Here is a 26,684-nt window from a genome sequence, read left to right on the forward strand (position 1 = left end):
CCACAATGGAGCCATGAACCACGCAACCCCGTTCGACGTCGAGGGCGTCACCTGGCAGCAGGTCTCGGCCAAGCTGATCCCGGTACGCCAGATCGCCACCGCGATCTTCCTCGGCCTGCCCTTCCTGGCTGCGGCGGCAGTGGCGATCTTCACGCACGCTGTGGTGTGGGTCGCTCCCGGCGTGCTCGGGCTCCTGCTCGTGTGGGTGCTGTGGCTGGTTCCTCGCCAGGTACGAGCCATCGGGTACGCCGAGATGGAGGATGAGCTGCTGATCCGCAAGGGGGTGCTGTTCCGCTCCCTCGTGGTGGTGCCCTACGGCCGGATGCAGTATGTCGATGTCGCCGCCGGCCCGATCGCCCGCTCGATGGGGATCGCGCAGGTGCAGCTGCACACCGCCTCCGCGCAGTCGGACGCCTCGATACCTGGACTTCCCGAGGCTGAAGCAACGCGCTTGCGCGACCAGCTCTCGGCACGGGGCGAGGCCAAGCTGGCCGGACTGTGACGGACCCGACCGTGACGGCGCATGACGAGGACCAGGTGCAGTGGCACCGGCTGCACAAGATCACCCCACTGCTGAATGCGTGGAAAGTGGCTGCCGGTCTGTTCGCCGTCTTCGTGTGGCAGTCCTACGACAATCTCCGCGACATCGACCTCCCGATGGCCACGTTGCTCCTCATCCTGGCCGGGGTGATCGTGCTGGGCGCGCTGCTCGGGCTCGGCTTGTCCGCGCTCGCGTGGTCGCGTACCAAGTACGGCATCTCGGACGAGAGCGTGTTCCTGCACTCGGGTGTGCTGTTCCGCCAGCAACGGCACGTACGCCTCGACCGGCTGCAGACGGTGGACGTGACCCAGCCCCTGCTCGCCCGGTTGGCCGGCTTCGCAGCCCTGAAGATCGAGAGCGCGGGCGGTGCGGGCTCCAACCTCACCTTGGCCTACCTGAAGGAAGACGACGCGCAGCAGCTGCGCAACGCCCTCCTTGCTCGTGCGGCCGGGGTACGGCCAGGAGCGTCGGCCGCTGCCTCGGCTACACCCGGGGCGCCGGAGCAGACCTCCGGAGCTGGACCTGCCGCGATCCCCGAAGCGCCTGAGCAGCACGTGTTCACTCTCACGGCGGGACGGTTGATCGGTTCCCTCGCGCTCTCCGGTGGGATCGTCGGGATCCTCGTCCTCACGGCAGGGCTGGTGACCCTGGCGATCAAATCCGGCAATGTCGGTTCGGTCTTCGCCATGGGTGCACCGCTGCTGGGTGGCGCCGCCTACTTCTGGGGTCGGTTCGCCGGCGAGTTCAACTTCCGGGTGGCCACCTCTCCGGACGGGATTCGCGTGCGGCAAGGCCTGCTGGAGACCAAGGCCCGCACGGTGCCGCCCGGGCGCGTGCAGGCGGTGCGCCTGGCGCAGTCGCCGCTGTGGCGGTTCAAGGGATGGTGGCGCATCACCGTCAACATCGCCGGATACGGGCAGGAGGAGACCACCGGGACCGTGCTGTACCCCGTGGCCACCGAGTCCGAGGCGGCCTACCTGCTCTCCCTGGTGCACCGTGACTTCGGCGATCCGCGTCCGTTGGAGGTGCTGCACGCCGGCCTGGCAGGTTCGGGCACGGACGAAGGCTTCGAGCACACGCCCCGGCGCGCCCGCTGGTTGGACCCACTCACCTGGCGGAACACCGGTGTGCGTCTCACCGAGACGGCGATCTTGCTGCGCAGCGGGCGGTTCTGGCGCACTCTGACGTTGGTGCCGCACGAACGGGTGCAGTCCGTCGGGATGGAGCAGGGTCCGATCGAGCGCCGCCTGAACCTGCTCAGCCTGGCGGTGCACTCCACCCCTGGCCAGATCGTCCCCCGCGTGCACCACCAGGACGCCGACACCATGTCGGATCTGCTCGCCCAGCTGACCGAGCGAGCCCGTCAAGCACGGCAGAACGCCGGTCCGGAGCGCTGGATGGCCGGGCGGGCAGCGGACGCAGCCCCGGACCCGCGCCCAGCATTCGCCGGTGTGCTCCCTGCCTCGCCGCGGCTACCGGACGCCAGCGACGAGACCTGAGGGACCGAGGCACGCCTCGACTGCTGGAAGAATGCCTCGCGTGAGTTCACGTCCAGGCCGGCTCGGAGTCGGCGTCGTCGGCGCGGGGCGCGTCGGTGCCGTGCTGGCCAGCGCACTGCGCGCGGCTGGGCACGCCGTCGTCGGAGCCAGCGGTTCGTCGGAGGAGTCCAAGGACCGGATCGATGCGCTGCTGCCGCACGTGCCCGTGCTCGATGTGCGCGACGTCGTCGAACGGAGCGAGCTGGTGCTGCTCACCGTGCCCGACGACGTCCTCGCCGACCTGGTCTCGGGCCTCGCCCGGCTCGGTGCCTTCCAGCCCGGCCAGCTTCTCGTCCATACGGCTGGCCGATACGGGGTCGACGTGCTCGCCCCCGCCCGGGCGGCCGGGGCGATCCCGCTCGCCGTCCACCCGGCCATGACGTTCACGGGAACCAGCGTGGACCTGGGGCGCCTGGAAGGGGCGCCGTTCGCCGTCACCGCCGACGCCCCCGTGCTTCCGATCGCACAAGCGCTGGTGGTGGAGATCGGCGGCGAGCCCGTGGTGCTGGACGAGAGCGCCCGGCCCCTGTACCACGCCGCGCTGGCGCACGGCGCGAATCACCTCGTCACACTCACTGCCCAGGCGACCCGGGTGCTGGCCGCCGCGGGTGTTCCGGAGGGGGGCACGCTGCTGCGGCCGCTGCTGTCCGCTGCCCTGGACGGCGCACTCCGTGGCGGTGAGTCCACGCTCACCGGTCCGATCGTGCGGGGGGACTCCGGGACGGTCGCCGGTCACCTGGCAGCACTGGTCACCCTGGCCGCGCAGGAGCCGAGCCTGGTAGATGTGCCCGAGACCTACACCGGGCTCGCCCGGGCCACCGTGCAGCGCTGCCTGGCGACCAGGCGGATTACCGAGACCACCGCCGGCCGGCTCCTGGATGCCCTCGAACCTGCCTCGAGGACGGCCACGCAAGCAGCCGCGGAGGGCGCACCGGAGACGGTCGCCGGACCCGAGGTCGTGCACACCGTGGCCGAGCTCCGGCAACGGCGGGAATCGTGGACGGAACCGGTCGCCGTCGTGATGACGATGGGTGCCCTGCACGAGGGGCACCTGGCGCTCGTGCGCCATGCCCGCACCGTGGCGCCGAAGGTCCTGGTGACCATCTTCGTGAACCCGCTGCAGTTCGGAGCGGACGAGGATCTCGACGCCTACCCGCGCACGCTCGAGACCGACGTGGCTGCGCTCGCTGAGGAGGGAGTGGACCTGGTGTTCGCCCCCTCGGTGGCCGAGATGTACCCCGACGGCGATCCGCAGGTGACGGTGACCTCCGGCCGGATGGGACAGGTGCTGGAGGGGGCGGCCCGGCCGAGCCACTTCGACGGGATGCTCACCGTGGTGAGCAAGCTCCTGCACCTCACCCGCGCCGACGTGTCGGTCTTCGGGCAGAAGGACGCCCAGCAGCTGGCGCTGGTGCGCCGCCTGGTGGCCGATCAGAACATCGGCGTGCGGATCGAAGGCGTCCCGATCGTGCGCGAGCCGGACGGGCTGGCGATGTCGAGCCGTAACGTCTACCTCGACGAGCGGGAACGGGCCGCGGCTCTCGTGCTGTCCCGGGCGATCCGGGCGGGGGCGAGCGAGGCTGCCGACGGCGGTAGCGTGGGCGACGTGCTGGCCGCCGCGCACCAGGAGCTGGATGGTCGCCACGCGTGCGTTCAGCCCGCCTATCTGGAGGTCGTGGACGAACGCACGATGGAACCTCTGGCGCCGGACAGCATGGATCGGCAGACCCCCGCGGTGCTGGTGGTCGCGGCCAGAGTGGGGAATACCCGGCTGCTCGACAACGCTGTGCTCGTGTGGCCACCGCAGGGAGAAGCATCATGACCGGACTACTGCGACCGATGATGGTGGGCAAGATCCACCGCGCGACCGTGACGCAGGCCGATCTGAACTACGTCGGCTCGATCACGATCGACGCCGACCTACTCGATGCTGCCGACCTGCCCGAGGGGCAGCAGGTGGACGTGGTGGACATCACCAATGGTGCGCGCCTGACCACCTACGTGATCGCGGGGGAGCGGGGCGCCGGGCAGATCTGCATCAACGGAGCCGCCGCACACCTGGTGCACCCGGGCGACCTGGTGATCATCATCGCCTACGGATTGCTCCCTGACGCCGAAGCACGCACCTACGAGCCGCAGGTGGTGCACGTGGACGCGCAGAACAGGATCGCTGCGCTCGGGCACGACCCCGGCGAGGTCGGACCAGGGAGCGGTCTGGCGTCGGCGGCAGTGCCCTGGCACTCCACGTGAGTCACCTCACCATCGCCGGTGGTCGGGTGATCGTTACGATGAACCGGTGAACACCGAGAACTCCCACCAGCCCTCCGCCACGCCGGACGTCGACGTCCCCGAGCAGGTCCGGGTGCGGCTGGAGAAGCGGGCGCGCATCCTGGCCGAGGGCGGGCAGGCGTACCCGGTCGAGGTGCCGGTGACGCACACCGTGGCCCAGATCCGCCAGGCCTACGACGGAACACTCGAGGCAGGTGAAGAGACGCAGGACGTCGTGGGTGTGGCTGGCCGCGTGGTCTACCAGCGCAACACAGGCAAGCTCTGCTTCGCCACGTTGCAGGATGGTGAGGGTCGCACCTTGCAGGTGATGCTCTCCCAGCGCGAGGTGGGCCCGGACTCGCTCGCCGCCTTCAAGGCCGACGTCGACCTCGGCGACCACCTGTTCGCCCATGGCCGGGTGATCGTCTCCCGAACCGGAGAACTGTCCGTCTTCGCCGACTCCTGGCAGTTGGCTGCGAAGGCCATCCGACCATTGCCGGTGCTGCACAAGGAGAGTTCGGAGGAGAACCGCGTCCGTCGTCGGCACGTGGACCTCATCGCTCGGCCAGGCGCGCGACAGATGGTGCGTACTCGTGCCGCCGTCATGCGATCCCTCCGGGAGTCCTTCTACCGGCGGGACTTCCTCGAGATCGAGACCCCGATGTTGCAGACGATGCACGGTGGCGCTGCAGCGCGCCCGTTCGTGACGCACATGAATGCGTTCGACATCGATCTCTATCTCCGGATTGCGCCGGAGCTGTTCCTCAAGCGTGCCGTGGTCGGCGGCGTCGAGCGGGTATTCGAGATCAATCGCAACTTCCGGAACGAGGGCGCAGATTCTTCGCACTCTCCGGAGTTCGCGATGCTCGAGGCGTACGAGGCCTACGGTGATTACAACACGATGGCTGCACTGACTCGGGACCTGGTCGTCACCGCCGCGGAAGAGGCTCTCGGGACGACGGTGATCACCCTTCCCGACGGCACTGAGTACGATCTCGGGGCGCCGTGGACCGATATCCAGCTCTACCCGTCACTTTCTGCCGCGTGCGGCGAAGAGATCACTCCCGAGACACCATTGCCCACGCTGCTCGCCCTGGCTGAGCGGGTGGAGATCTCCGTCGACCCGAAGACCGTCACGCACGGCAAGGTCGTTGAAGAGTTGTGGGAGCATTTCGTCGGAGATGATCTGTACGCTCCCACATTCGTGCGCGACTTCCCGATGGATACCTCACCACTGACCCGCTCGCACCGGAAGGAGCCCGGTGTGGTGGAGAAGTGGGACCTGTACGTGCGGGGATTTGAGCTGGCGACCGCATACTCGGAGTTGGTGGACCCGGTCGAGCAGCGGGAACGCTTCGAAGAGCAGGCCCGCCTCGCGGCGCGCGGGGATGATGAGGCCATGCAACTGGACGAGGAGTTCCTCCAGGCCATGGAGCACGGGATGCCGCCCCTGGGGGGTATGGGCATGGGAATCGATCGGCTCCTGATGGCGATCACCGGTCAGGGAATCCGGGAGACCATCACGTTCCCGTTGGTGAAGCCCCGCTCATGACGATCACCGCAGTCATCACCGCCATCGCACCACCGCTGGTGCTGGCCATCTTGTTCACCGTGGCCATTCGAGCGATCATCCATGCTGACCGTCGTGAACGGCAGGCGCAGGCCCGCGCAGAACAGAAGGCAGAAGGTTCTGGCGAGGATCGAGCTGAATCGTGACACATTCTCTTTGACATCCATCCGCGGGCGTGTAAATGTGTCTTCTGCACCATTTACGTCCTGTGCATTGGAAAGGTTAGGCGATCATGGCCCAGAAGGTCCGCGTTCTACTCATTGACGACATTGATGGTTCGGACGCCGAGGAGACGGTCACGTTCGGGCTCGACGGTGTGACCTATGAGATTGATCTGAACGACAAGAATGCAGCAAAGCTGCGCGACGATCTTGCGAAGTGGGTCGGAGCCGGTCGGCGTTCGGGTGGCCGTAAGACCACCGGTCGCAGGGTGGGCGGCTCGCGTTCGTCCGGTTCGGACGCGCAGAAGATTCGCGAATGGGCGAAGCAGAACGGGTACAAGGTCAGCGAGCGGGGCCGTGTCTCGGCCGAGATCCGTGAGGCCTACGCGAAGGCGCACTGACACCGACGTAGTCGATTCTCACGACGCCCCATGGCGTCAGTCGTGGCACTTCACCTCTAGGGTGGGGTGCCATGACTGTGTCGAGAACTTTCTGTATCGGGACCAAGGGAACGGGGCCGGGCCAGGGCATCTGGCGCTATCAGCACCGGCTCGGCTCGCCCTGGGGCGATCGGTCCCCGGATCTCCTGGTGGAGGCGCCGGCGTCCCACTTCCTGGCGTTCCACCCGTCCGCCGAGCGCCTCTACGCCGTTGCTGAGGGGACGGACGGGTCCGTCGCGTCCTTCGACGTGAACGCGGACTGCATGCTCCGCCCCACGGCCACGGTCGCCACCGGCGGAGCGGCACCCTGCCACCTGCTGGTGCACCCGTTCGGGCAGTGGCTCTACGCCGCCAACTACGGCAATGGGGTGCTGACTGCGATACCGCTCGACGAGGCCGGGGACGTCACCGAGGACGTACTCACCTATCACCACTCCGGATCGGGTCCGCACCCGAAACGGCAGCAGGGTTCACATGCGCATTTCACCGCCATCAGCCAGGACGGTGCGTGGCTGATCGTGACCGACCTGGGTACCGACCAGCTGCGGGCCTATCCGCTCGATCAGGGTCGTCCGATCGATGACCCCGTGCTGACCGCACTGCCGCCCGGGTGTGGACCGCGACACCTCGTCGTCTCGCCCGGATTCCTCTACGTTGCCGGTGAACTCAGTGGCGAGATCGTCACCTTGGCCTGGGACGAGCAGCAGGGCCAAGGGCAGGTCGTCGACCGGTGCGCCGCGTCCACACGCGAGGGCGATCACTTCCTCTCTCACATCGAGAGACACCATGACCACCTTGTGGTGGGTGTGCGCGGCTCGAACACGCTCTCCACTCTGAGGATCCGCAGCGATGCAACGCCTGAGCTCGTCCAGGAAGTGGCCACTGCCGCCTGGCCGCGCCACCTTGCCGTGGCTGAGGGGGCGGTGATCGTGGCCGGTGAGGGCGCCGATGTGCTCGCCGTCCACCCGCTCACCGAGGCAGGGGCGGGTGAGGTCAGTGCGGAGGTGGCTGTGCCGGGCCCGATGTGTGTGCTGCCACTGTGACCGGATGAGATGACCTGCCGCGGGGTTCGGCAGCAGCTCGTCGGTGCGGCAGACTGGAACCATGACCTACACGCTCGTACTGCTCCGCCACGGCGAGAGCGAATGGAATGCCAAGAACCTGTTCACCGGCTGGGTCGACGTGCCTCTCTCCGAGACCGGTACGGAGGAGGCCCGCCGCGGCGGACACCTGCTCACCGACGCCGGTGTCCTGCCGGACGTGCTGCACACGTCCCTGCTGCGCCGTGCGATCACGACGGCGAACCTCGCCCTGGATGCTGCGGACCGGCACTGGATCCCCGTCAAGCGTTCCTGGCGCCTGAACGAACGTCACTACGGCGCACTGCAGGGCAAGGACAAGAAGCAGATACGCGACGAGTTCGGGGAGGAGCAGTTCATGACCTGGCGGCGCTCCTACGACGTGCCGCCGCCGGAGATCGAGGCCGGTTCGGAGTACTCCCAGGACGCCGACCCGCGATACACCGGTGAGCCGACCCCGGCCACCGAGTGCCTCAAGGATGTGCTCGAGCGTGCCCTGCCCTACTGGGAGGCCGAGGTGGTACCGGACCTCAAGGAGGGCAAGGTGGTGCTGGTCGCCGCGCACGGGAACTCGCTGCGCGCCATCATCAAGCACCTGGACGGCATCGATGACGAGACCATCGCTGGGTTGAACGTGCCCACCGGGATCCCGCTGCTGTACGAGCTCGACGAGAACCTGACGCCGCTCACCAAGGGTGGGCGCTACCTCGACCCGCAGGCGGCCGAGGATGCCATCGCCGCAGTAGCCAACCAGGGTCGCTGACCCACCACCACTGACAAGGGGCGCCGAACTCGAACGAGTTCGGCGCCCCTTGTGTGCCTGCGTCAGGCCCTGTCGCGTTGCGGGGATCAGTCCGAGGTGGTGACGTCCAGGTCGCCGGTGACGAGGTAGGAGATGCGCTGGGCCACGGAGACCGCGTGATCGCCGAACCGCTCGTAGAAGCGCGCGAGCAGCGTCACGTCCACCGTCTGCGGCACCGAGCCGGTCCAGTTGTCGGCGAGCGTGGTGGTGAAGGTGCGCTGGTGCAAGGTGTCCAGCACATCGTCCTCCCGCTCGATCGCCGCGGCGAGCTCCAGGTCGTGGTTCTCCAGGAGCGCGACCACGTTCGCAGCGACACCGTTGGCCGCGGTGGCCAGCTCGGCGAACAGCTCGCGGGCCTGGTCGGGCAGCGCGTGCTCGGGATACCGCATCCGGGTCACCTGTGCGATGTGCCGCGCCAGGTCGCCCATCCGCTCGATCGAGGCGCTCATTCGTAGTCCGGAGACGATGACGCGCAGGTCGGTGGCGACCGGTTGCTGCCGGGCGAGCAGGGTCACGCACCGTTCGTCGAGCTCACGCTCGATCGTGTCGATCGCATCGTCGGCCGCGATGACCTGCTCGGCCAGCTGCAGGTCTGCCGTCTCCAGAGCCGTCGAGGCGTCTCGCACCGCTGCCTGGACCTGACGGGCCATCTGCAGCAGGCCTTCACCTACCTGGCCCAGCTCCTGCTCGAAGATCGCTCGCACCCTCGTCCGTCCTCTCATCCGTGCGCCCGGGTGGGCGCGTGCAGCCTACAGCCCACCGCACGCGGACTCCCAGAGTCTCACGTTCGAGTGAATACCTGGTGCCCGCCAGGTGAACATCGCCGCGCGCAAGACCCCGAAGTTCAGCCGGGCTCCGGCTCGCCGTCTAGTCTGGCGGCTGTGGACCAGGCGTGGCTGATCGTGGGCGTCGGCGTCCTCGGCCTGTTTGTCGGGACGAGCGCCGCGTTGGCGTTTCGCGTGTCCGAACGCAGTCAGCGGGGCGTCCCTCCTGCTGAACCGGAGAGGAACGGTGTGGACGACGACGTCGCTGCGCTGCTGGCGGCGTTGCGGTCCATCTCGGTGTTGCTCGGGCCATCGGGGGAGATCCTGCGGGCTGCGCCGGCCGCCTACAGTGATGGCCTCGTGCGTAACGGCGTCATCGCGCATGCGCCCCTGGAGGAGCTGATCGAGCAGGTGCGTGCCTCGGGGCGGGGCCGGGACAGGCAGATGATCATCCCCCGTTCCCAGGTGCCCGGATCGGACCGCCTCGCTTTCGATGTGCGGGTGGCCCCGCTCACCGGAGGTCGAGTGCTCGTGCTTGCCGAGGATCGGACGGCGGAACGTCGGGTGGAGGAGGTGCGTCGCGATTTCGTGGCGAACGTCTCCCACGAGCTGAAGACGCCAGTGGGTGCCATCGCCCTGCTCGCCGAGACCGCCGCGGACGCTGCCGATGATCCCGATGCCGTCCGCCACTTCTCGGCGGGCATGCAGCGGGAGAGCATCCGCCTCTCCGCCTTGGTGCAGGAGATCATCGAGCTGTCCCGGCTGCAGGCACCGGAGCGTGAGGTCGATTTCGTCGAGGTAGCCCTCGACGGTGTGGTCGCCGAGGCCGTGGACCGGGTTCGGGTCGAGGCCGAGGCTCGCGACGTCACCGTCGTGGTCGGCGGAGAGAAAGAGCTCCGGGTGCTGGGAGACCACGCCTTGCTCGTCACCGCCCTGCGCAACCTGCTGGACAACGCGCTGCGTTACTCACCCACGGGAACCCGGGTGAGTGTGGGCGTGCGTGAGATGGAGGGGATTGCCGAGATCGCCGTGGTGGACCAGGGCGTGGGCCTCTCCTCGGAAGACGCATCGCGCGTCTTCGAACGGTTCTACCGCGTTGACCCAGCGCGCTCTCGGGAGACCGGGGGCACCGGCCTCGGGCTCTCGATCGTCAAGCATGTCGCCGCCAACCACGGTGGTGAGGTCCGGGTGTGGTCCACCCCGGGCCGAGGTTCCACGTTCACCTTGCGGATCCCCGCGGCAGAGAATGCCCAGGATTCCACCAGCAGCCCCATCGATCGTGCGCCCGCTCCGGGTGCGGAAGGAGAGACACCGTGACCCGCATCCTGCTCGTCGAGGACGAGGACTCCTATCGTGAACCGCTCACCTATCAGCTCACCAGGGAAGGCTTCGAGGTGACGGCCGTGGCCAACGGCACGGACGCGCTGGTGGAGTTCGATCGCACGAGCATCGACCTCGTGCTGCTCGATCTCATGCTTCCGGGGTTCTCGGGCGTGGAGGTGTGCCGCGAGCTGCGTCAGCGCAGCAGCGTGCCGGTGATCATGCTCACCGCGAAGGACGGCGAGATCGACAAGGTGGTCGGGCTGGAGATCGGTGCGGACGACTACGTGACCAAGCCGTACTCGTTCCGTGAGCTGCTCGCACGGATCCGCGCCGTGCTCCGCCGCGGCGGTGACGGCGGCAGTGAGGTGGACGAGCCCGCCGTGCTCAGCGTGGGGCGAATCCGGATGGACACCGACCGGCACGTGGTGACCGTGGACGGGGACGAAGTGGCGCTCCCGCTGCGCGAGTTCGAGCTGCTGGAGCTGTTCCTGCGGAACCCGGACCGGGTGCTCACCCGCGGGCAGCTCATCGATCGCGTCTGGGGTGCCGACTATGTCGGCGACACCAAGACACTGGACGTCCACGTGAAGCGGATCCGGGCCAAGGTGGAGAAAGATCCGGTACAGCCACAGGTGCTGGTCACCGTGCGCGGGCTCGGCTACAAGCTCGTCACCGAGGGGTGACGGCGCGGGCTGAGCGCGGGCCAGTGCTCAGCCCGCACTGAGCGCCCCTCAGGCAGTCTCGTCCGCGCTGTTCTCAGCCGGCAGGTACTCGTCGTAGGGCGGGATGTCGCCGTTCAGTACCGGGACGTCGAGCGTCAGCGACCCGGCCTCCGGCGCAGAGACCTGCACGGCCAGCACGGCTCCCGGAGGAACCGGAACCGTGGGCAGCGTGACATCCTCATGCTCGGGGCTGAGCAGGAGCGTGGTGCCGGCCTCCACCGAGAGCGGGACCCCGCCGCTGACCCCGTCCACCGTGAGGGTCACCTCAGTGTCCTCGGAACCGCGGTTGACCACCGCGCCGAGCAGAGTGCCCGCGGCGCCTTCGGAACTGCTGAGCACCATGATGTTCTCCACCCGGATCGACTCGCCCAGGTCGCCGCGCACACCGTCACTGGCGGCGTAGGTCTGCATCGTGGTGATCGGGCTGCACGCGCCGAGGCCCAGGGCGGTGGTGGCGGCCACGGCCAGGACAGCTGCGAGACGACGGGGGCTGCGAGCCACGAGGTTCTCCTTGAAGGTCATGCGTGTGGACGATCCCACCTTAATGCCTGCGGCTCCGTGAGGTTGTCCGCGCCTGCCATTCACACCTTCTCCATATCGCTCGACCTGGGCCCGGGCGCCCTCCCCGCCCAAACGGCACATTGAGGCGGCAAATCGCCCGTGTGTGCGTGGTAAACTTGACTCTTGCGAAAGGGGAGTGCCACCACATGACCTTCACAGTCGGCGAGACAGTCGTCTACCCGCACCACGGAGCGGCTCTCATCGAAGAGATCTCCAAGCGAATCATCCGGGGGGAGGAGAAGCTCTACCTGCGGCTCAAGGTTGCCCAGGGCGACCTGACGATCGAGGTCCCTGCGGAGAACGTCGATCTCGTCGGCGTCCGTGACGTCGTCGGCAAGGAAGGCCTGGAGAAGGTGTTCGAGGTGCTGCGCGCCCCCTACACCGAGGAACCGACCAACTGGTCCCGCCGCTACAAGGCGAACGTCGAGAAGATCGCGTCCGGTGACGTCATCAAGGTGGCCGAGGTCGTCCGCGACCTCTCCCGCCGTGATGCTGACCGGGGCCTGTCCGCCGGTGAGAAGCGGATGCTCGCTCGTGCTCGTCAGATCCTCGTCTCCGAGCTCGCTCTTGCCGAGCACACGGAGGAGGAGAAGGCCGAGGCCATGCTCGACGAGGTCCTCGCCTCCTGACCGGCCACACCCCCCGTGTCGCCGCCGTGCTGACGGCGGCCGGGTCCGGAACGAGGTTCGGCTCTGCCGTGCCCAAGGCCCTGGTGCCGTTGGCCGGACGGCCGCTGGTGGCCATCGCGGCCGAGCGGCTCGCGGCCAGCGGGCAGGTGTCCGAGATCGTGGTGACCGCACCGGCCGGGTATCTGGACGAGATCCACGCGGCGGTGCTGTCCGGCGCAGATCTTGGTCCTGGGGTGCGTGTGCACGTCGTGGCCGGTGGCATCTCCCGGCAGGCGTCCGTGGCCGCCGGGTTGGCGTCCCTGACCTCGACGGCGCAGGTGGTGCTGGTCCATGACGCTGCCCGTCCGCTCGTCTCGCCGACCTTGGTGCAGCGCCTGGTCGCCACGGTCGTCGCCGGTCATGATGCAGTGATCCCCGCCGTCCCGGTGATCGACACGATCAAAGAGGTCGACGACGGCGACCCGCCCGTGGCGGTCCGCACGGTGGATCGGGCGGCGCTGCGTGCGGTGCAGACACCGCAGGCCTTCCGGGCCGATGTGCTGCGCCGTGCGCACGAGGCCGGTGCCGCCCGTGCGGCGGACGAGGCCACCGCGGTGAGTGATGACGCCGGGTTGGTGGAGGCCCTCGGACTGCCGGTGCACGTCATCGCTGGGGAGCAAGCCGCGATGAAGGTGACGACCCTGCACGATCTGGCCATCGCCGAGCTGTACCTGAGGGAGGGCGCATGAATCTGCCCCGCACCGGGATCGGTGTGGACGTGCACGCGTTCGCCGCCGATGGCAGCACCGGGCTCGCACTCGCGGGTGTGCAGTTCCCGGACGAGCGAGCCCTGGAGGGGCACTCCGACGGTGACGTCGCCGCGCACGCCGCCGCCGACGCTCTGTTCAGCGCCGCCGGACTCGGTGACCTAGGGCAGCAGTTCGGCACCGACGACCCACAATGGGCCGGTGCTGCCGGGGTGGTGCTGCTCGGCGAGGCTGCCCGCAGGGTGCGTGCAGCCGGGTTCGAGATCGGCAACGTGGCGGTGCAGGTGATCGGCAACCGCCCCAAGCTCGGTCCGGTCCGCGACCGGGCTCAGCAGGCACTCTCGACGGCGGCCGGTGCCCCGGTCACCCTCTCGGCCACCACCACCGATGGGCTCGGCTTCACCGGCCGTGGTGAGGGCCTGGCCGCGATCGCTACCGCCCTCGTCGTCCCCCGCGACTAGGTCCACCCCACCCACCTCGCGAGTGCGGCCCTTCTCGCTCACTAGTTGAGATATAGGCGACATTTACCGCACTCGATGATCAGGCAGTGCCGTTGAGAATGTGAAGCAACCGTCGCAGTTCAGCCTGGTCGCCGGGGCTGAGTCGGTCGAACACAGCACGCCGGGCCTCGTCACGGGCTCGTTCGATGTGCTCGACCAGGCCGTGGCCCTCGGTGGTCACCTGCACGAGCACGGCACGCCGATCCTCGGGGATCGGACGCGCTCGACGAGGCCGCGTTCCTCCAGGCTGTCCACCACCTCGGTGGCGGACCGGGGGGCGATGCGCAGACGTGCGGCCAGGTCGGAGACCCGGCCACCGTCGTCGGCCATCGCGGTGCGCAGCGCCATCGCCTGGTGCGGCGATAGCCCCCACTCCTCGAGCGAGCGGGCCCACTCCCGGCGCATCTGGTGCGCCGCGTACAGGAGTAGCTCGTGCAGGTCCGCGTCCGGACCGGGGGGCTCCCGATGGCGATGTGGCGAACCTTTCATCCCAGCACTCTATCGCGCATGCCACATAATGAGGTAGCCTCACTAGTTAGTCACCTCAGTAATCTCGAAGGAGGGTGCCCGTGCGACCCGAATCGCCCACCCGCGTCGACCCTCGCGACAAGGACCAGCTCAGCGCCCACCCCGTCTCCGGGCGTCGGGTGCTCGCGCTGTTCCGCCCGCACGCCCGGGGTCTGGTGGCCGTCCTCGCGCTGATCATCGTGGCGTCGGCGATCGGGCTGGCGACGCCGTTCCTCACCAAGCATCTGATCGACGAGGCGATCCCGGACCAGAACGTCCGGCTGCTGATCCTGCTCGTGGCCGCGATGATCGCCGTGGCGGTGATCAGCAACGTGCTCGGTGTGATCCAGACTTGGCTCTCCACCACGATCGGGCAGCGCGTCATGCACGGCCTGCGGACCGCCGTCTTCGCCCGCCTGCAGCGGCAGCCGTTGGCATTCTTCACGCGCACCCAGGGCGGTGAGGTGCAGTCGCGCCTCACCCACGACATCTCCGCCATGCAGTCCGTCGTCACGACGGCGGCCGTCTCGGTGGCCTCGAACGTCACCGTGGCCGTGGGAACGGCGATCGCCATGGTGGCATTGAGCTGGCAGCTCTCCCTGTTCTCCCTCGCTGTGCTGCCGCCGGCCATCTGGGCCACCCGGAAGGTGGCGAGCATGCGCCGCGAGATCACCGCCCGGCGGCAACGCGCGCTCGCGGGCCTGCACAGCCAGGTCGAGGAGTCGCTCTCGGTCAGCGGTGCGCTGCTCGGCAAGACGCTCGGTGCAGGTCCGGCGCTCACCGAGAGGTTCACGCAGAGCTCGGCCGAGCTGCTCGATCTCGAGGTCCAGTCGCAGCTCGCCGGGCGCTGGCGGATGGCCACCACCAGGATCGTGTTCGCCGTGATCCCCGCGCTGCTCTACCTGATGGCTGGTCTGCCGGTCACCTCCGAGGGGATCACCATCGGCACCCTCGTGGCCTTCGTCGCCCTGCAGGCCGGATTGTTCCAACCGCTGATGGGGTTGCTCGGGGTGGGGGTGCAAGTAGTCACCTCCATGGCCCTGTTCAGTCGCATCTTCGAGTACCTGGACCTGCCCGTGCCGATCGATGACCCGGCCGACCCGGTGGCGATCGAGCCCGCGCGTATTGCCGGCGAGGTTCGTCTGGATGCGGTGACGCTGCGCTACCCGGGCGCGGACCGCGACGCCGTCACCGAGCTCGATCTGCACGTCCCGGCCGGGGCACACGTGGCGTTGGTGGGGGAGTCCGGCGCCGGGAAGAGTACGGTGGCTGCCCTGCTGGCGCGGTTGCACGATCCCGACGCCGGTGCGATCCGGATCGACGGGATCGACCTGCGCGAGATGGCGCTGGCCGACGTCGCCCGACTGGTCGGGATGGTCTCCCAGGAGACGTACCTGTTGCACGCCAGCGTCCGGGAGAACCTGCGCTACGCCCGGCCGGAGGCGACCGACGGCGAGATCGAGCAGGCGGCCCGCGCTGCCCAGGTGCACGACCTGATCGAGTCGCTCCCGCAGGGGTACGACACGGTTGTGGGTGCACGCGGATACCGCTTCTCCGGTGGCGAGAAGCAGCGCATGGCGATTGCCCGGACGCTGCTGCGTGACCCGAAGGTGCTCGTGCTCGACGAGGCCACCAGCGCGCTGGACAACGAGACCGAGCGGGCCGTGCAGGACGCCCTGGACGTAGCCAGCCGGGGACGAACCACGCTCACCATCGCACACCGGCTTTCCACCGTGCGCGACGCCGACCAGATCGTGGTCCTGGATCACGGGCGGATCGTCGAGCAGGGCACGCACGAGGATCTGGTGCAACGCTCCGGTCGCTATGCGGCCTTGCTCGCCCGTGCTGCGCGGGTGCCGGTGTCGTGGTGACGGTGACGGATCTAGCCGATCGGCTGCTTCGTGTCGCAATCAATTTTCGTGTACGGACGGCCTTGATCGTCGACGGCGTTCGGTGGAAGCCCTCCGTATGCGCGACAGCCGGTGTAGGTATCGCCGCCACCAGAACCGCCAGCGCCAGCCCCGGAGGATCCTGAGCTCGACGATTGCTCCCGCTCTGCTTGAACTTGGCGTTGGGCCTCGGCTTGGCGTTCGGCCTCGCGTTGGGCCTCGGCTTGGCGTTCGGCCTCCCGTTCGGCCTCGGCTTGCCGTTCCGCCTCCGCCTGCCGTTCCCGTTCTATCCGGTCCTCTTCAGCCCGGATCGCACTCTTGTTCGCCTCCTGGCGCTCAACAACCAGGCTGGCAGTCGAGCTGACGGTCGTCCGCATCCTCGCGAGTTCGGTCTCGGTGTGGGCGCGAAGCGGCCACGCGGAGGCATCGCCCTGTAGAAGGGCCGCGACCGCGGCGATGGCCATTGCATCGTCCGACAGTCGTTCGTCGTAGGTGGTCAGCGTCGCGATGTCGCTACCGGCGGGCGGGGCGGTGCTCACCGCTTCGACGGCCGCCACCTGCGCGGGGAGCGTGCATGCGGTGTCCGGACCGAAGAGCCCGACGGACCGTTCCCTTGCTCGTTCCTCGGCCTCCTTCACCTCGTCGAAGTATCGATCGTTGGCCCCGAAGACCACGGCCACTCCCAGCCCTTCCTGGGCGATCTCCGCGTTCACCAGAGAATCTGCATTGAAGACGGCGGCGAGGTCTCGGCCGTACTGGTCAGTGCGTTCGACGTCGTACCGGAGCTCGACAGTGCTACCCAGAGGGAGTCGCTCGGTGAGGAAGTCGGTCGCCTCGGGTCCCAGGCACTCGACCGGCGCGTTCGGGTCAACAGACTCGGGAGTGTCCACGTTCAACAGTCTGATCCGCACGTCGTCACCGTCACGTCGCACATCGATCGTGTCACCGTCGACGATCCCGACGACGGTCGCACTGTCAGGTTCCTCGCTGTCCGTTGCGTTGGCGACCACCACAGTGACAGCGACGATTCCGAGCGCTGCGACGCTGGCCAGGATCTTGTGCTCGAGGACGAAGGTGCCTACAGAGTTCATCGTGACCTTCGGAGTTGAGCTCGGGTGAGCGCGGTGGGTGGGGCCTGGATCGTAGCCGAGGGTCGAGCCGTCCGTGGCTGTTCGAGGTGAGAAGCCGTGCCCTTCTCATCGGGCCACAGTCACACGAATATAACGAATACATAACGTTGCATATGTATGAGATTGCAGGCCTATCCACGTGTCGAAGCCCTTCCGTGCCGCGAATCGGTGCGCCTGCCGGCCCGGGGCAGTCCGCACTTTTGCTACGGTGACCGAGCCCGCGACCACCAGCCCGGTGAGGCGTACACCGCCCGCCGTGAGATTGGCCGTCGCGTAGGTGAGCATCCGCTCCCGTCCGCAGCGCACGCGGTTCCCCTCAAAAAATGAGGGGTCTCCTCGTCGTGCCCACGTGCTGCGCCGACGGCAAATGAATGTGCGCGAAGGAAATGAGGCGAACGAACACGAATGGATGATCTGCAGCACCTCTCCGGACCGATCGTGGTCCTTCTGATGGTCCTGATCTTCGGTGGCAGCCTGTACTTGGCCGTCCGGATCCGCCGGAAGAAGGAGAACGCCGACGGCTACATGACCGGAGGCGGTCGTATCGGCTTCGGGATCGCCTCGGCGTCGATGACCGCCACGTGGATCTGGGCCTCGTCGATGTACGCATCAGCGACCTCCGGGTACACCTACGGCATCTCCGGCCCGATCCACTACGGCCTGTGGGGAGCGCTGATGATCCTGCTGATCTATCCCTTCGGCCGCCGGATCCGCAAGGTGGCGCCGAATGCGCACACCATCGCTGAGGTGATGTACGCCAGGCACGGCCGGTCCAGTCAGCTCATGCTCGCCGGCTCCAACGTGCTCGGCAGCTTGATCAGCCTCACCTCGAACCTCATCGCGGGCGGTGCGCTCATCTCCCTGCTCACCCCGTTCACCTTCACGCAGGGCATCGTCGCCATCGCGGCCGGGGTGCTGCTGTACACGCTGTGGTCGGGATTCCGTGCCTCGGTGCTGACCGACTTCGCCCAGGTGTGCGCGATGCTCGGCGCCGTGGTCGTGATTGTGCCCGTGGTGTTCTTCGCCGCCGGCGGGCCGGACATGTTCGTCACCGGAGCGTCGAACCTCACCCCTCAGCAGGGCAACTTCTTCTCTTCCGATGCCTTCCTGAACCAGGGTGCCCCCTATATCGCCGCTGTGCTCGCCTACGCGATTGGTAACCAGACCATCGCGCAGCGGCTGTTCGCCGTCCGTGAGGATCTGATCAAGAAGACGTTCGTGACCGCGACGGTGGGCTACGGCGCGACCATCATCGGTATCGGGATGCTCGGCGTCATCGCCCTGTACGCGGGTCTGGAGCCGATGGGAGGCGACACCAACAACCTGATTCCGCAGATGGCCGCCACCTACCTGCCCGGCATCCTGGTTGCGATGTTCTTCATCATGATCATCGGTTCGCTGGCCTCCACGGCCGACTCCGACCTGTCAGCGCTGGCCGCAATCACGATGGCCGACATCTACGGCCAGAACATCGCGGGCAAGAAGCGCGCCAACCCGCGCACCATGGTCTGGATCGGCCGTATCACGATGATCGTCGCCGTGGCTGCCGCGCTGTACTTCGCCAGCGGTCAGATGAACATCCTCGACCTGCTCGTGTTTGTCGGCGCCCTGTGGGGCACCCTGGTGTTCCCCGTCATCGCGAGCTTCTACTGGAAGAAGGTCTCCAACCTCGCGTTCACCGCCGCCGTGCTCACCGCGATGGCGTGCTTCCTGCCGGTCCGCTTCGAATGGGTCACCCTCGGCGGCCCGCTCGGCATCGTCGTGGACGTGCTGTCCGTGATCGGCATCGGCATCGTGCTGGGTCTGATGGCATTCGGGTTCTTCGGCATGCGTGCCGCGCTCGTCGTGGGTGCCGTCTCGGCGTTGGCAGCCGCCCCGTTCGCGATCGGCTCGCTGCACGAGTACGCGGTGCTGTCTGGTTCGCTGGTCGCCTACGCGGTCAGCGCGATCGTGTGCATCGCGCTCTCGGTACGCAGCCGCGTGAATTTCGACTTCGCGGTGATCGCCGAGCGTACGGGCAGGTTTGACGAGCCGGGTGCCGCTCCCGGCGATGCGGACGAGACACCGGATCTCGAGCTCGACCCCGCCCGCTGAGACGCCTGAAGGAGACTCTTGTGGACTTTTCTGCTGTGATTCTGACCCTGTATGTACTGGTGTGGCCCGTGATCGTGGCCGGCACGCTGTTCGTCATCGTGCGCTCCTTCACGAAGGAGGCACGCGCCGCCAAGCGTGAGAGTCGCACGATGATCTGATCGCCTCGCAGGCGCCAGCCCATGACCTCGTCGTGGGCTGGCGTCATCGTCGCCGGTGCTGTCAGAACAGCGTGCTGCCCCGCGACTCCAGGTCGAGCAGGTAACGCTTCGCGGCCATTCCGCCGCCGTACCCGGTCAGGGACCCGTCCGCGCCGATCACGCGGTGGCACGGCACGATGATGGAGATCGGGTTCCGATTGTTCGCCAGCCCCACCGCCCGAGCCGCCCCAGGTTCCCCGACGGCGGTCGCGATCTCGCCGTAGCTGCGGGTCTCGCCGTAAGGGATGGCCTGCAGCGCTTCCCAGCAGGTGCGTTGGAAGGCCGTTCCGTGCGGGGCGATCGGAGTGTCGAACTCTGCGCGCTCGCCGGCGAAGTACTCCTCGAGCTGGCGCACCGCGTCCTGGAACGGTCCCGGATCGCTGGTCGCGCCCTCGGCGAGAGCCACCGTGGTGTGCCCGGGATAGAGCAGACCGGTGAGGGCCGCACCGTCGCTGAGCAGCACCAGGGTCCCGATCGGGCTGGGCAGGTCGTGCCGGTAGTTCACGTCGTTCCCTCCAGCTGCGCGTGCCGCCACAGATGGTGAGCAGCGTAGGTGCGCCACGGGGAGAACTCGGTGCCACGCGGGTCCGCGGGTGTGCCACCGAGGCGCTCTGCTGTACGCCGGAGCACCAGGTCGGTGCCGCAGTAGGCGTCCGGATCGCCGAGCGCCCGCATCCGCACGTACTGCGCCGTCCACGGCCCGATCCCGGGCACGGCGAGCAAGCCCGCCTCGGCGTCGTCGGTATCGATCCCACCGTCCAGATCCAGTCCGTCCAGCGCTGCACGGGCGAGGGCGAGCACCGCCCGACGGCGTCCGGCCGGCATCGCCAGCACGTCGCCGTCCGGATGGATCGCCGCCACCTGGGCGGGCGTCGGGAACAGGTGCGTCAGACCGCCGTCGGGTTGTGGCAACGGCGTGCCCACTGCACGGACCAGGCGGGCCGTATGGGTGCGCGCCGCCGCCAGCGAGACCTGCTGGGCGAGGACTGCCCGCAGGGCCACCTCGAATCCACCCGGATGCTGTGGCGCTCGCAGGCCCGGCCGAGCGCGCACCAGCGGCCCCAGCCACGGATGCCTGCCGAGCCCTTCGAGCACCTCGGCCGGGTCGCGGTCGAGATCTGCGGTACGTCGCAGGATTGACTCGGCCTGTGCCTGGTCGGCGGGGTCGCTCAGGTGCACTGTGGCGTGCAGTCCAGGGGCATCCGGCTCGGGGCGGTGCAGCTCGAGGATCCCCGGGCCATGGGCAAGGTGGACCGCCCGGCGATACCGGACGCCGTCGATGTCCTCCACTCCGGTGATCGTGCGGGCCGCGAGGTATGCCCACAGCGCCTCCCTATCGAAGGGAGGCGCTGTGGGCAGGCCCACGCTGGTGATGTGCACGTGGATATCGTGCCACCGTGCACCGACAGTGCTACCGACCCTGTACTGACACCGACCCGCTTACGCGCTCGCGCGGGTGATGAACTCGATCTGCTCCGGGCTCGGTCCACCGTGATCGCGACGGATCGCCTCGGCGTTGTCCTGCTGCATTGCGTAGAGCGACTCACGCAGTTGCGCATCACCCTGGTGGAACTCGTGCAGCAGGCCCTGCCACTCTCGGGCGAGAGCGCGTCCGTCCTCACTCGTGGGGTCCATGCCGGCGTCGATCGCACGCTGAACGCGGCCGATCAGGTCCGGCCATGCGGCTTCGACGGCGGCGATGCGCTCGCCGTCGGTCTCCTTCCGCTCGGCAAGTGCCGTGAGCTGCTCGGGGCTGAAGTGCTTCTGGACAATCTCGTCCACGATGATCACCTTCCTGATGAGATCCAAGAAGTCGTCGGAGGAACGTCCGGACGCCGTAGCAAGTGTTGCTTCGAGCCCATCGCGGAGCCGGCCCAATGCAGTGATCTGCTCGTCGACGGCGGCCAGGTGCCTGGTGAGCACCTCGCTCACCTCGGCCGAACCGTCGAGCAATGCCCCGGCCGTTGCCAGGTCGACCCCGAGGCGGCGCAGCGCAAGTACCTGGTAAACGCGCTCGACGTCGGACTCGGTGTAGAGCCGGTGCCCGGCCGAGGTGCGTGCCGTCGGCACGACGAGGCCGACGTCGCCCCAATGGTGCAGGGTGCGGACAGTCAGGCCCGTCGCTCGTGCAAGCTCACCGACCTTCCAGGTGCGGCCTGGCTCCATCAGTTCCTCCTCCATCTCCACCGGCGCTCTCTGCGCCGGCATCCTGGACGCTAGATCCTTACGTTGCGTGAGGTGCAAGTGTCGTCTCCCGCAGCCGGACCCGCGAATCCCTGACGGCGGCTCGTCGCGTCGGAACGCGTGCGCCGCTACCCATCGCTAGACTCTCGGGGTGACTGTTCGCCTGCATGATTCCGCCACTCGCGAGGTCCGCGACCTCGTGCCCCGCCAACCGGGCCGCGTGGGGATCTACCTGTGTGGCGCCACGGTGCAGGGCGCGCCGCATATCGGGCACCTGCGGTCGGTGATCGCGTTCGACATCCTGGTGCGCTGGCTGCGCCGGTCCGGGCTCGAGGTGACCCTGGTGCGCAACGTCACCGACATTGACGACAAGATCTTCACCAAGTCCGCGGACGCCGGTGTTCCGTGGTGGGCCTGGGCGCACCGCTTCGAGCGCGCTTTCAACGCCGCCTACGACGCGCTCGGCGTGCTGCCACCCACCTACGAGCCACGTGCCACCGGACACATCCCGGAGATGGTCGAACTCATCGCCCGGCTCATCGAGCGCGGGCACGCCTACGCCAGTGCCGAGGGCAACGTGTACTTCGCGGTGAGTTCCTGGGGAAAGTACGGGGTGCTCACCCGGCAGCTGCTGGAGAACCTCAGCGCCGAAGAGGATGACGCCTCCGACAAGCGGGACCCGCGTGACTTCGCCCTCTGGAAGGCCGCCAAATCGACTGATCCGGATGGCGCTGCCTGGGCCACCCCGTGGGGGCGCGGCCGGCCCGGCTGGCACCTGGAGTGCTCGGCGATGGCCCGCAAGTACCTCGGTGAAGGCTTTGATATCCACGGCGGCGGGATCGACCTGCGCTTCCCGCACCACGAGAACGAGCTTGCCCAGTCCACCGCGGCCGGCTGGGACTTCACCCAACTGTGGATGCACAACGCCTGGGTGACCGTGGGCGGGGAGAAGATGAGTAAGTCGCTCGGCAACTCCCTCACCGCCGATGCCGTGCTGGAGCGCACCACGCCGGTGGTGCTGCGCTACGCCCTCGGGGCGGTGCACTACCGCTCCACGCTCGAGTTCACCGACGCCACGCTCGCCGAGACGGCCGCCGCCTGGGAACGGATCAGCCAGTTCGTCACCCGCGCCGGCGAACGCGCCGGGGTGGCCACTGCCGAGGAGGTGGCCACGGCCGAGCTCCCCGAGGACTTCGCCGAGGCGCTTGACGACGACCTGAACGTCTCGGCGGCGCTCGCGGTGGTGCACGAGCACGTGCGGCTCGGCAACACCGCGCTCGCGCAGCCCGCCGGCCGTGCCGATGCCGAGGTGGGTGCCCAGGTGCTGGCGGTGCGGGCCATGCTCGCGGTGCTCGGCCTGGACCCGCTCGCCGCCCCCTGGGCCGGCGATGCAGCCTCCGACGGCGGAACGAAGGATGCGCTGGCCGTGCTGGTGGATGCGGTGCTCGCCGATCGCGCGCAGGCGCGCGCCGAGAAGGACTTCGCCCGAGCGGATACGCTGCGGGATCGCCTCGCCGAGGCAGGAATCGTCGTCGAGGACTCACCGGACGGTGTCCGGTGGACTGTGAAGGGGGCCACCAGTGGCCGGTAACTCCAAGCGTCAGGGAGCCGTGCGCAAGCCCGGCAGCAAGAAGGGCGCACAGGTAGGCAGTGGCGGTCAGCGCCGCAAGGGCCTGGAGGGCAAGAAGCCGACCCCGAAGGCCGAGGACCGCCCCTACCACCCGGCAGGCAAGCGCAAGGCTGCTGCCGAGCGGGAAGCCGCCAAGCGCGGGCCGGCCCGGGGCGGTGGCGGCCCGGCACGATCGAAGAACCACGAGATGGTGGCCGGTCGCAACGCCGTGGTGGAGGCGATGCGTGCGGAGATCCCGGTGAGCACCGTCTATCTGGCCACCGGGATCGACTCCGACGACCGCACCCGCGAGATCCTGGCCGCGGCCGCCACCCGCGCCCTGCCCGTGCAGGAGCTGCGCAAGCCCGAGCTGGACCGGATCACCGACGGTGCCACGCACCAGGGGGTGGCCATCGAGGTGCCCGCGTACAGCTACGCCGAGCCCGACGATCTGCTCCAGCGTCCGCTCGGCGAGGGGCGCACCCCCCTGATCGTTGCGCTCGACGGCATCACCGACCCGCGCAACCTGGGTGCGACGCTGCGTTCGGCCGGTGCGTTCGGGGTGGACGGAGTGGTGGTGCCGCAACGTCGGTCCGCGAGCGTGACCGCCTCGGCGTGGAAGGTCTCCGCGGGTGCCGCTGCCCGGGTCCCGGTGGCGCGTGCCACGAACCTGGTCCGCGCCCTGGAGGACTACAAGAAGGCCGGTTGCTTCGTGGTCGGCCTGGATGGGGGCGGAACCACCGATATCGGCGAACTCGAGCTCGCCACCGAACCGCTCGTGCTGGTGCTCGGCTCCGAGGGCAAAGGCCTGAGCAGGCTGGTGACCGAGACCTGCGACATGGTCGCCTCGATCCCGATCGCTGCGAGTACCGAGTCGCTGAACGCAGGGACTGCCGTCGGCATCGCCCTCTACGAGATCGCCCGGCACCGGAGGGCGACGCCGGGATGAGATCAGTACGTGTGCGGCCGCTCGCATGGGTACGCTCGAGAGCATGAGCACGTCGAGGTGGCAGCGGCAGCAGGGGCAGATCTCGGCACCCGACACGCGGGTGTTGCGCGCCGGCGGGTTTCTCGACGGCGCCCTCGTGGTCGCGATCCTCGAGGCCGACCCGGAGGAACCAGCCTCGGTGTGGGTGACAGTCGCCACCGACGATGAGCAACGAGTGGCCGTGCTCGGTCCGGACGGGCAGTCCGTGGTCCCCGGACCGCCCCTGCCGGAGCTGGCCGAGGCGCTCGCCCAGGAGTGCCAGGGCGGCGTCACTTTCGGCGACGTGGTCGCGGTGGCGTGGCCCGAGGACGAGCCCGAGGACCCGTTCGAGCCGCACCTGGACGTCACCAGCGTGCCCGAACGCACCGTGGTGCTGCTGCCCGGCGGGCGAGACGGCGCCGAGCGCCTGGCCACCACCTTGGGAATCACGGTGCACGCTGTGCTCGGTGAGCGTGCCGAGGACACCGACGACTCCGATGATCCTGAGGTGGGCGCCACCTCGAACGCCTCCAGCGGTGCGACCGAACCCGTGTCCACCGATGAAGACCCCGTCGATGCGGCCATGCCGGTCGCCGTCCTGCTGGTGGACGCCCCCGGTGTGGAGGAGCTGGACCTGACCGCGGAGGCTCCTGCCGCCGTCGTGCTGGAACGCCGCACCGTGTACCCGGCCGTCACGGCCGTGCGCGGGGCGGTGCACACCCATGTGTGGGGACTGGAACGGGCCGTGGTCCCGATCGCCGGAGTGGCCCCGGACTTCGCTGAGCAGGTGCTTGGCCATGAAGCCCTTGCCGACGGCGTCCTGGCGGCTCTCCCGGACGCCGACCGTGAGCAGGTGCTCGGTGCGTTGCGTGGGGATGGTCTGGCACCGCTGGTCACCGCGCTCGGGCTCCCGGAGGACCTGGTCGAGCCGCTGAACGGGTTCCTCGACGGGGAGACTGAGGCAGCAGACGTTCCCGGAGTGCAGGAGCTGGAGCCGGTGGGCCTCTCCGAACTGGTTCGCCGTCGGGCGCGCACCGCGGCTGATGATGCCCGGTTGGCGGCGCAGCAGGCGCGCGAGGACACCCGGGAGCGAGCCCAGCAGGCCGCCGAGGACGCTCGTCGGCGAGCGCAGCGGGCCGCCGACGATGCACGGACCGGTGTGGCGGCGTTCGCCGATGCGGCCGAAGAACCCGCGCGAACGTGGGCGCCCTATGCGCTGGCCGCCGTGGAGACCGTGGTCGGTGCTGCCCTGTGGCGCCGTGCCTCCCGGCCGGAGACCGGCCGCGCTTGGGCCGTGGTGGGCAAGGTGACCGCAGGTGTGCTCTGGGCTGGGGCGCTCGCGAACGTCGGTGCCGCGGTGTGGCCGCGCCTGCGCGGCGAGGACTGAGCCGGCCGGGGACGTCGATGGTGGTGACCATGCGTCAGGTGGCGCAGCACGCCGGCGTCTCGCTCAAGACGGTCTCGAACGTCGTCAACCACTACGAGCACGTGAGTGCGTCGATGCGGAGCCGGGTCCTCACGGCGATCGACGATCTCGGCTACCAGATGAACGTCACCGCCCGGAACCTGAGCACCGGGCGCACCGGCATGCTCGCGCTCGCGCTGCCCGAGCTGCAGCTGCCGTACTTCGCCGAGCTCGCTGACGCCGTGATGGATGCGGCCGACGATCTCGGCTACACCGTGCTGATCGAACCCACGGCGGGGATGCGGACGGGGGAGCTGGAGGTCTTACGCAGCCCACGGCGCAGCATGAGCGACGGGCTGATCTACTCACCAACCGCCCTGCGCGAGGCCGACCGGGCGGCACTGTCGGTGGATTTCCCGATGGTGCTCCTGGGTGAGCGAGCGCTGGCCTCCAGTGTCGACCACGTGGCGATGGCGAATGAGGTCGGCGGCCGGATGGTGACCGAGCACCTGCTCGCCCAGGGCTGCCGCAGGATCGCGATCGTCGGGGCGCACGACGCTGAGACCGGGGCCGGGTCGTTGCGGCAGCGCGGGGCGCGGTCCGCGCTCGAGGCCGCTGGGCTCGACTCCGATGTCGCCTCCGCTGGTGCTCAGCGGTGGTCCCGGGAGACCGGCCGGGCCGCCGTCATGGATCTTCTAGCTCGCGAGGTGCGCTTCGACGGACTGCTCGCCCTCAACGACGCGATGGCGCTCGGAGCGATGCGCGCCCTGTGGGAGGCGGGCGTGGACGTGCCGGGACAGGTGCGGGTGGCCGGCTTCGATGACATCGAGGAATCACGGTACGCCCGCCCGTCTCTGACCACGGTGAACCCGGGGAGGGCCGAGATCGCACGACGAGCCGTCCAGCTTCTCGTGGACCGGATCGAAGGGCGCGCCGTGGAAGCAGCCGAGTACCAGGTCCCGGCCGCACTGGTGGTGCGCGAGTCCACCCGGTGACGCGCTGATCGGGTGACCACCCTTGACAGGGATGAATCCGCGGGTCACGATTTACACCGGTGT

At 68.7% G+C, this 26,684-nt stretch carries 29 protein-coding genes; 21 read left to right on the forward strand and 8 right to left on the reverse strand.

Features of this window, described 5'->3' with window-relative positions:
* Nucleotides 1-13: 13 nt before the first annotated feature.
* The 9 genes from BLU77_RS17845 to BLU77_RS17880 all read left to right on the forward strand — a co-directional run bounded on the left by BLU77_RS17845 (nt 14) and on the right by BLU77_RS17880 (nt 8,360).
* Nucleotides 14-502 carry a PH domain-containing protein gene (locus BLU77_RS17845; RefSeq protein ID WP_089774365.1) on the forward strand — a complete coding sequence of 163 codons (489 nt, stop codon included), beginning with the start codon at nt 14-16 and terminating at the stop codon, nt 500-502.
* Nucleotides 499-2,040 (forward strand): PH domain-containing protein, encoded by a 1,542-nt coding sequence (locus BLU77_RS17850; protein WP_089774366.1) that lies wholly within the window; start codon nt 499-501, stop codon nt 2,038-2,040. Before BLU77_RS17845 ends, BLU77_RS17850 begins: the two co-directional genes overlap by 4 nt.
* 40 nt (nt 2,041-2,080) lie before the next feature.
* Nucleotides 2,081-3,901: a pantoate--beta-alanine ligase gene (panC, locus tag BLU77_RS23270; protein ID WP_425441228.1), complete on the forward strand. Its 1,821-nt coding sequence runs from the start codon at nt 2,081-2,083 to the stop codon at nt 3,899-3,901.
* Nucleotides 3,898-4,329: an aspartate 1-decarboxylase gene (gene panD, locus BLU77_RS17860; RefSeq protein ID WP_089774367.1), complete on the forward strand. Its 432-nt coding sequence runs from the start codon at nt 3,898-3,900 to the stop codon at nt 4,327-4,329. Before panC ends, panD begins: the two co-directional genes overlap by 4 nt.
* Nucleotides 4,330-4,375: 46 nt before the next feature.
* Nucleotides 4,376-5,899 carry a lysine--tRNA ligase gene (gene lysS / locus BLU77_RS17865; protein WP_089774368.1) on the forward strand — a complete coding sequence of 508 codons (1,524 nt, stop codon included), beginning with the start codon at nt 4,376-4,378 and terminating at the stop codon, nt 5,897-5,899.
* Nucleotides 5,896-6,063 carry a hypothetical protein gene (locus BLU77_RS22230; protein ID WP_175477202.1) on the forward strand — a complete coding sequence of 56 codons (168 nt, stop codon included), beginning with the start codon at nt 5,896-5,898 and terminating at the stop codon, nt 6,061-6,063. The genes lysS and BLU77_RS22230 overlap by 4 nt, the downstream gene beginning before the upstream one ends.
* A gap of 86 nt (nt 6,064-6,149) precedes the next feature.
* Nucleotides 6,150-6,479: a histone-like nucleoid-structuring protein Lsr2 gene (locus tag BLU77_RS17870; RefSeq protein ID WP_089774369.1), complete on the forward strand. Its 330-nt coding sequence runs from the start codon at nt 6,150-6,152 to the stop codon at nt 6,477-6,479.
* 71 nt (nt 6,480-6,550) lie between these two features.
* Complete coding sequence (locus BLU77_RS17875; protein WP_089774370.1) at nt 6,551-7,561, forward strand: lactonase family protein; 1,011 nt, start codon at nt 6,551-6,553, stop codon at nt 7,559-7,561.
* Between the two features lie 61 nt (nt 7,562-7,622).
* On the forward strand, nt 7,623-8,360 hold the full coding sequence (locus BLU77_RS17880; protein ID WP_089774371.1) for a phosphoglyceromutase: 738 nt from the start codon (nt 7,623-7,625) through the stop codon (nt 8,358-8,360).
* Nucleotides 8,361-8,446: 86 nt separating this feature from the next.
* Here the strand turns inward: BLU77_RS17880 and phoU are convergent, their stop codons facing one another.
* Entirely contained in the window at nt 8,447-9,103 is a 657-nt protein-coding gene (phoU, locus tag BLU77_RS17885) for a phosphate signaling complex protein PhoU (RefSeq protein WP_089774372.1), read from the reverse strand.
* A 177-nt stretch (nt 9,104-9,280) separates the two neighbouring features.
* Here phoU and BLU77_RS17890 point away from each other — a divergent pair, with 177 nt between their 5' ends.
* Nucleotides 9,281-10,480: a sensor histidine kinase gene (locus BLU77_RS17890; protein ID WP_089774373.1), complete on the forward strand. Its 1,200-nt coding sequence runs from the start codon at nt 9,281-9,283 to the stop codon at nt 10,478-10,480.
* Nucleotides 10,477-11,169, forward strand: coding sequence for a response regulator transcription factor (locus BLU77_RS17895; protein ID WP_089774374.1), 693 nt, complete (start codon nt 10,477-10,479; stop codon nt 11,167-11,169). The genes BLU77_RS17890 and BLU77_RS17895 overlap by 4 nt, the downstream gene beginning before the upstream one ends.
* 48 nt (nt 11,170-11,217) lie before the next feature.
* Here the strand turns inward: BLU77_RS17895 and BLU77_RS17900 are convergent, their stop codons facing one another.
* Nucleotides 11,218-11,709: a hypothetical protein gene (locus tag BLU77_RS17900; protein ID WP_175477203.1), complete on the reverse strand. Its 492-nt coding sequence runs from the start codon at nt 11,707-11,709 to the stop codon at nt 11,218-11,220.
* Nucleotides 11,710-11,915: 206 nt separating this feature from the next.
* Between BLU77_RS17900 and BLU77_RS17905 the strand changes: the two genes are divergently transcribed.
* The 3 genes from BLU77_RS17905 to ispF all read left to right on the forward strand — a co-directional run bounded on the left by BLU77_RS17905 (nt 11,916) and on the right by ispF (nt 13,605).
* A complete protein-coding gene (locus tag BLU77_RS17905) occupies nt 11,916-12,398 on the forward strand; it encodes a CarD family transcriptional regulator (RefSeq protein ID WP_089774376.1) in 483 nt (160 codons plus the stop codon).
* Nucleotides 12,399-12,466: 68 nt separating this feature from the next.
* A complete protein-coding gene (ispD, locus tag BLU77_RS17910; protein WP_245708930.1) occupies nt 12,467-13,126 on the forward strand; it encodes a 2-C-methyl-D-erythritol 4-phosphate cytidylyltransferase in 660 nt (219 codons plus the stop codon).
* Complete coding sequence (ispF, locus tag BLU77_RS17915) at nt 13,123-13,605, forward strand: 2-C-methyl-D-erythritol 2,4-cyclodiphosphate synthase (RefSeq protein WP_089774378.1); 483 nt, start codon at nt 13,123-13,125, stop codon at nt 13,603-13,605. The genes ispD and ispF overlap by 4 nt, the downstream gene beginning before the upstream one ends.
* Before the next feature lie 79 nt (nt 13,606-13,684).
* Here ispF and BLU77_RS22410 read toward each other — a convergent pair whose 3' ends face one another.
* Together BLU77_RS22410 and BLU77_RS17920 are read right to left on the reverse strand one after the other, a co-directional pair.
* Nucleotides 13,685-13,837, reverse strand: a complete 153-nt coding sequence (locus tag BLU77_RS22410; RefSeq protein WP_217632497.1) for a helix-turn-helix domain-containing protein — start codon at nt 13,835-13,837, stop codon at nt 13,685-13,687.
* Nucleotides 13,822-14,133: a MarR family winged helix-turn-helix transcriptional regulator gene (locus BLU77_RS17920; RefSeq protein WP_217632498.1), complete on the reverse strand. Its 312-nt coding sequence runs from the start codon at nt 14,131-14,133 to the stop codon at nt 13,822-13,824. The genes BLU77_RS22410 and BLU77_RS17920 overlap by 16 nt, the downstream gene beginning before the upstream one ends.
* A gap of 80 nt (nt 14,134-14,213) precedes the next feature.
* Between BLU77_RS17920 and BLU77_RS17925 the strand changes: the two genes are divergently transcribed.
* Nucleotides 14,214-16,022: an ABC transporter ATP-binding protein gene (locus BLU77_RS17925; protein WP_245708931.1), complete on the forward strand. Its 1,809-nt coding sequence runs from the start codon at nt 14,214-14,216 to the stop codon at nt 16,020-16,022.
* A gap of 11 nt (nt 16,023-16,033) precedes the next feature.
* Here the strand turns inward: BLU77_RS17925 and BLU77_RS17930 are convergent, their stop codons facing one another.
* On the reverse strand, nt 16,034-17,131 hold the full coding sequence (locus BLU77_RS17930; protein WP_089774380.1) for a thermonuclease family protein: 1,098 nt from the start codon (nt 17,129-17,131) through the stop codon (nt 16,034-16,036).
* Between the two features lie 444 nt (nt 17,132-17,575).
* Between BLU77_RS17930 and BLU77_RS17935 the strand changes: the two genes are divergently transcribed.
* Nucleotides 17,576-19,264, forward strand: coding sequence for a sodium:solute symporter family protein (locus tag BLU77_RS17935; RefSeq protein ID WP_089774381.1), 1,689 nt, complete (start codon nt 17,576-17,578; stop codon nt 19,262-19,264).
* Nucleotides 19,265-19,284: 20 nt separating this feature from the next.
* Nucleotides 19,285-19,422, forward strand: a complete 138-nt coding sequence (locus BLU77_RS22235; RefSeq protein ID WP_089774382.1) for a putative transporter small subunit — start codon at nt 19,285-19,287, stop codon at nt 19,420-19,422.
* 61 nt (nt 19,423-19,483) lie between these two features.
* Here the strand turns inward: BLU77_RS22235 and BLU77_RS17945 are convergent, their stop codons facing one another.
* From BLU77_RS17945 to BLU77_RS17955, 3 genes are read right to left on the reverse strand one after another with little or no spacing between them, the layout of a single operon-like run.
* The gene (locus BLU77_RS17945) at nt 19,484-19,966 is read right to left on the reverse strand and encodes a methylated-DNA--[protein]-cysteine S-methyltransferase (RefSeq protein ID WP_089774383.1); all 483 of its coding nucleotides are present in this window, start codon (nt 19,964-19,966) and stop codon (nt 19,484-19,486) included.
* Nucleotides 19,963-20,841: a DNA-3-methyladenine glycosylase family protein gene (locus tag BLU77_RS17950; protein WP_089774384.1), complete on the reverse strand. Its 879-nt coding sequence runs from the start codon at nt 20,839-20,841 to the stop codon at nt 19,963-19,965. Before BLU77_RS17950 ends, BLU77_RS17945 begins: the two co-directional genes overlap by 4 nt.
* Nucleotides 20,842-20,901: 60 nt before the next feature.
* Nucleotides 20,902-21,669, reverse strand: a complete 768-nt coding sequence (locus BLU77_RS17955) for a MerR family transcriptional regulator (RefSeq protein WP_217632499.1) — start codon at nt 21,667-21,669, stop codon at nt 20,902-20,904.
* 127 nt (nt 21,670-21,796) lie between these two features.
* Here BLU77_RS17955 and cysS point away from each other — a divergent pair, with 127 nt between their 5' ends.
* Genes cysS through BLU77_RS17975 form a run of 4 tightly spaced genes read left to right on the forward strand, consistent with a single transcriptional unit; the run spans nt 21,797 to nt 26,621 of the window.
* On the forward strand, nt 21,797-23,236 hold the full coding sequence (cysS, locus tag BLU77_RS17960; RefSeq protein ID WP_089774385.1) for a cysteine--tRNA ligase: 1,440 nt from the start codon (nt 21,797-21,799) through the stop codon (nt 23,234-23,236).
* Nucleotides 23,226-24,203, forward strand: a complete 978-nt coding sequence (rlmB, locus tag BLU77_RS17965) for a 23S rRNA (guanosine(2251)-2'-O)-methyltransferase RlmB (protein ID WP_089774386.1) — start codon at nt 23,226-23,228, stop codon at nt 24,201-24,203. Before cysS ends, rlmB begins: the two co-directional genes overlap by 11 nt.
* A gap of 43 nt (nt 24,204-24,246) precedes the next feature.
* On the forward strand, nt 24,247-25,608 hold the full coding sequence (locus BLU77_RS17970; protein ID WP_139177839.1) for a hypothetical protein: 1,362 nt from the start codon (nt 24,247-24,249) through the stop codon (nt 25,606-25,608).
* 29 nt (nt 25,609-25,637) lie between these two features.
* Nucleotides 25,638-26,621, forward strand: coding sequence for a LacI family DNA-binding transcriptional regulator (locus BLU77_RS17975; protein WP_175477204.1), 984 nt, complete (start codon nt 25,638-25,640; stop codon nt 26,619-26,621).
* The last annotated feature ends 63 nt before the right edge of the window (nt 26,622-26,684 follow it).

The sequence above is a fragment of the Ruania alba genome, from assembly GCF_900105765.1.
GTDB lineage: Bacteria > Actinomycetota > Actinomycetes > Actinomycetales > Beutenbergiaceae > Ruania > Ruania alba.

Excerpts from the sequence above, each read along its gene's own strand:
- BLU77_RS17955 (WP_217632499.1), bottom strand. The coding sequence starts at position 21,669 with ATGCCGGCGCAGAGAGCGCCGGTGGAGATGGAGGAGGAACTGATGGAG.
- BLU77_RS17870 (WP_089774369.1), top strand. The coding sequence starts at position 6,150 with ATGGCCCAGAAGGTCCGCGTTCTACTCATTGACGACATTGATGGTTCG.
- BLU77_RS17975 (WP_175477204.1), top strand. The coding sequence starts at position 25,638 with ATGCGTCAGGTGGCGCAGCACGCCGGCGTCTCGCTCAAGACGGTCTCG.
- BLU77_RS17845 (WP_089774365.1), top strand. The coding sequence starts at position 14 with ATGAACCACGCAACCCCGTTCGACGTCGAGGGCGTCACCTGGCAGCAG.
- panD (WP_089774367.1), top strand. The coding sequence starts at position 3,898 with ATGACCGGACTACTGCGACCGATGATGGTGGGCAAGATCCACCGCGCG.
- BLU77_RS22230 (WP_175477202.1), top strand. The coding sequence starts at position 5,896 with ATGACGATCACCGCAGTCATCACCGCCATCGCACCACCGCTGGTGCTG.
- BLU77_RS17920 (WP_217632498.1), bottom strand. The coding sequence starts at position 14,133 with ATGAAAGGTTCGCCACATCGCCATCGGGAGCCCCCCGGTCCGGACGCG.
- BLU77_RS17970 (WP_139177839.1), top strand. The coding sequence starts at position 24,247 with ATGAGCACGTCGAGGTGGCAGCGGCAGCAGGGGCAGATCTCGGCACCC.
- BLU77_RS17935 (WP_089774381.1), top strand. The coding sequence starts at position 17,576 with ATGGATGATCTGCAGCACCTCTCCGGACCGATCGTGGTCCTTCTGATG.
- ispF (WP_089774378.1), top strand. The coding sequence starts at position 13,123 with ATGAATCTGCCCCGCACCGGGATCGGTGTGGACGTGCACGCGTTCGCC.
- BLU77_RS17930 (WP_089774380.1), bottom strand. The coding sequence starts at position 17,131 with ATGAACTCTGTAGGCACCTTCGTCCTCGAGCACAAGATCCTGGCCAGC.
- BLU77_RS17905 (WP_089774376.1), top strand. The coding sequence starts at position 11,916 with ATGACCTTCACAGTCGGCGAGACAGTCGTCTACCCGCACCACGGAGCG.
- BLU77_RS17875 (WP_089774370.1), top strand. The coding sequence starts at position 6,551 with ATGACTGTGTCGAGAACTTTCTGTATCGGGACCAAGGGAACGGGGCCG.
- BLU77_RS17880 (WP_089774371.1), top strand. The coding sequence starts at position 7,623 with ATGACCTACACGCTCGTACTGCTCCGCCACGGCGAGAGCGAATGGAAT.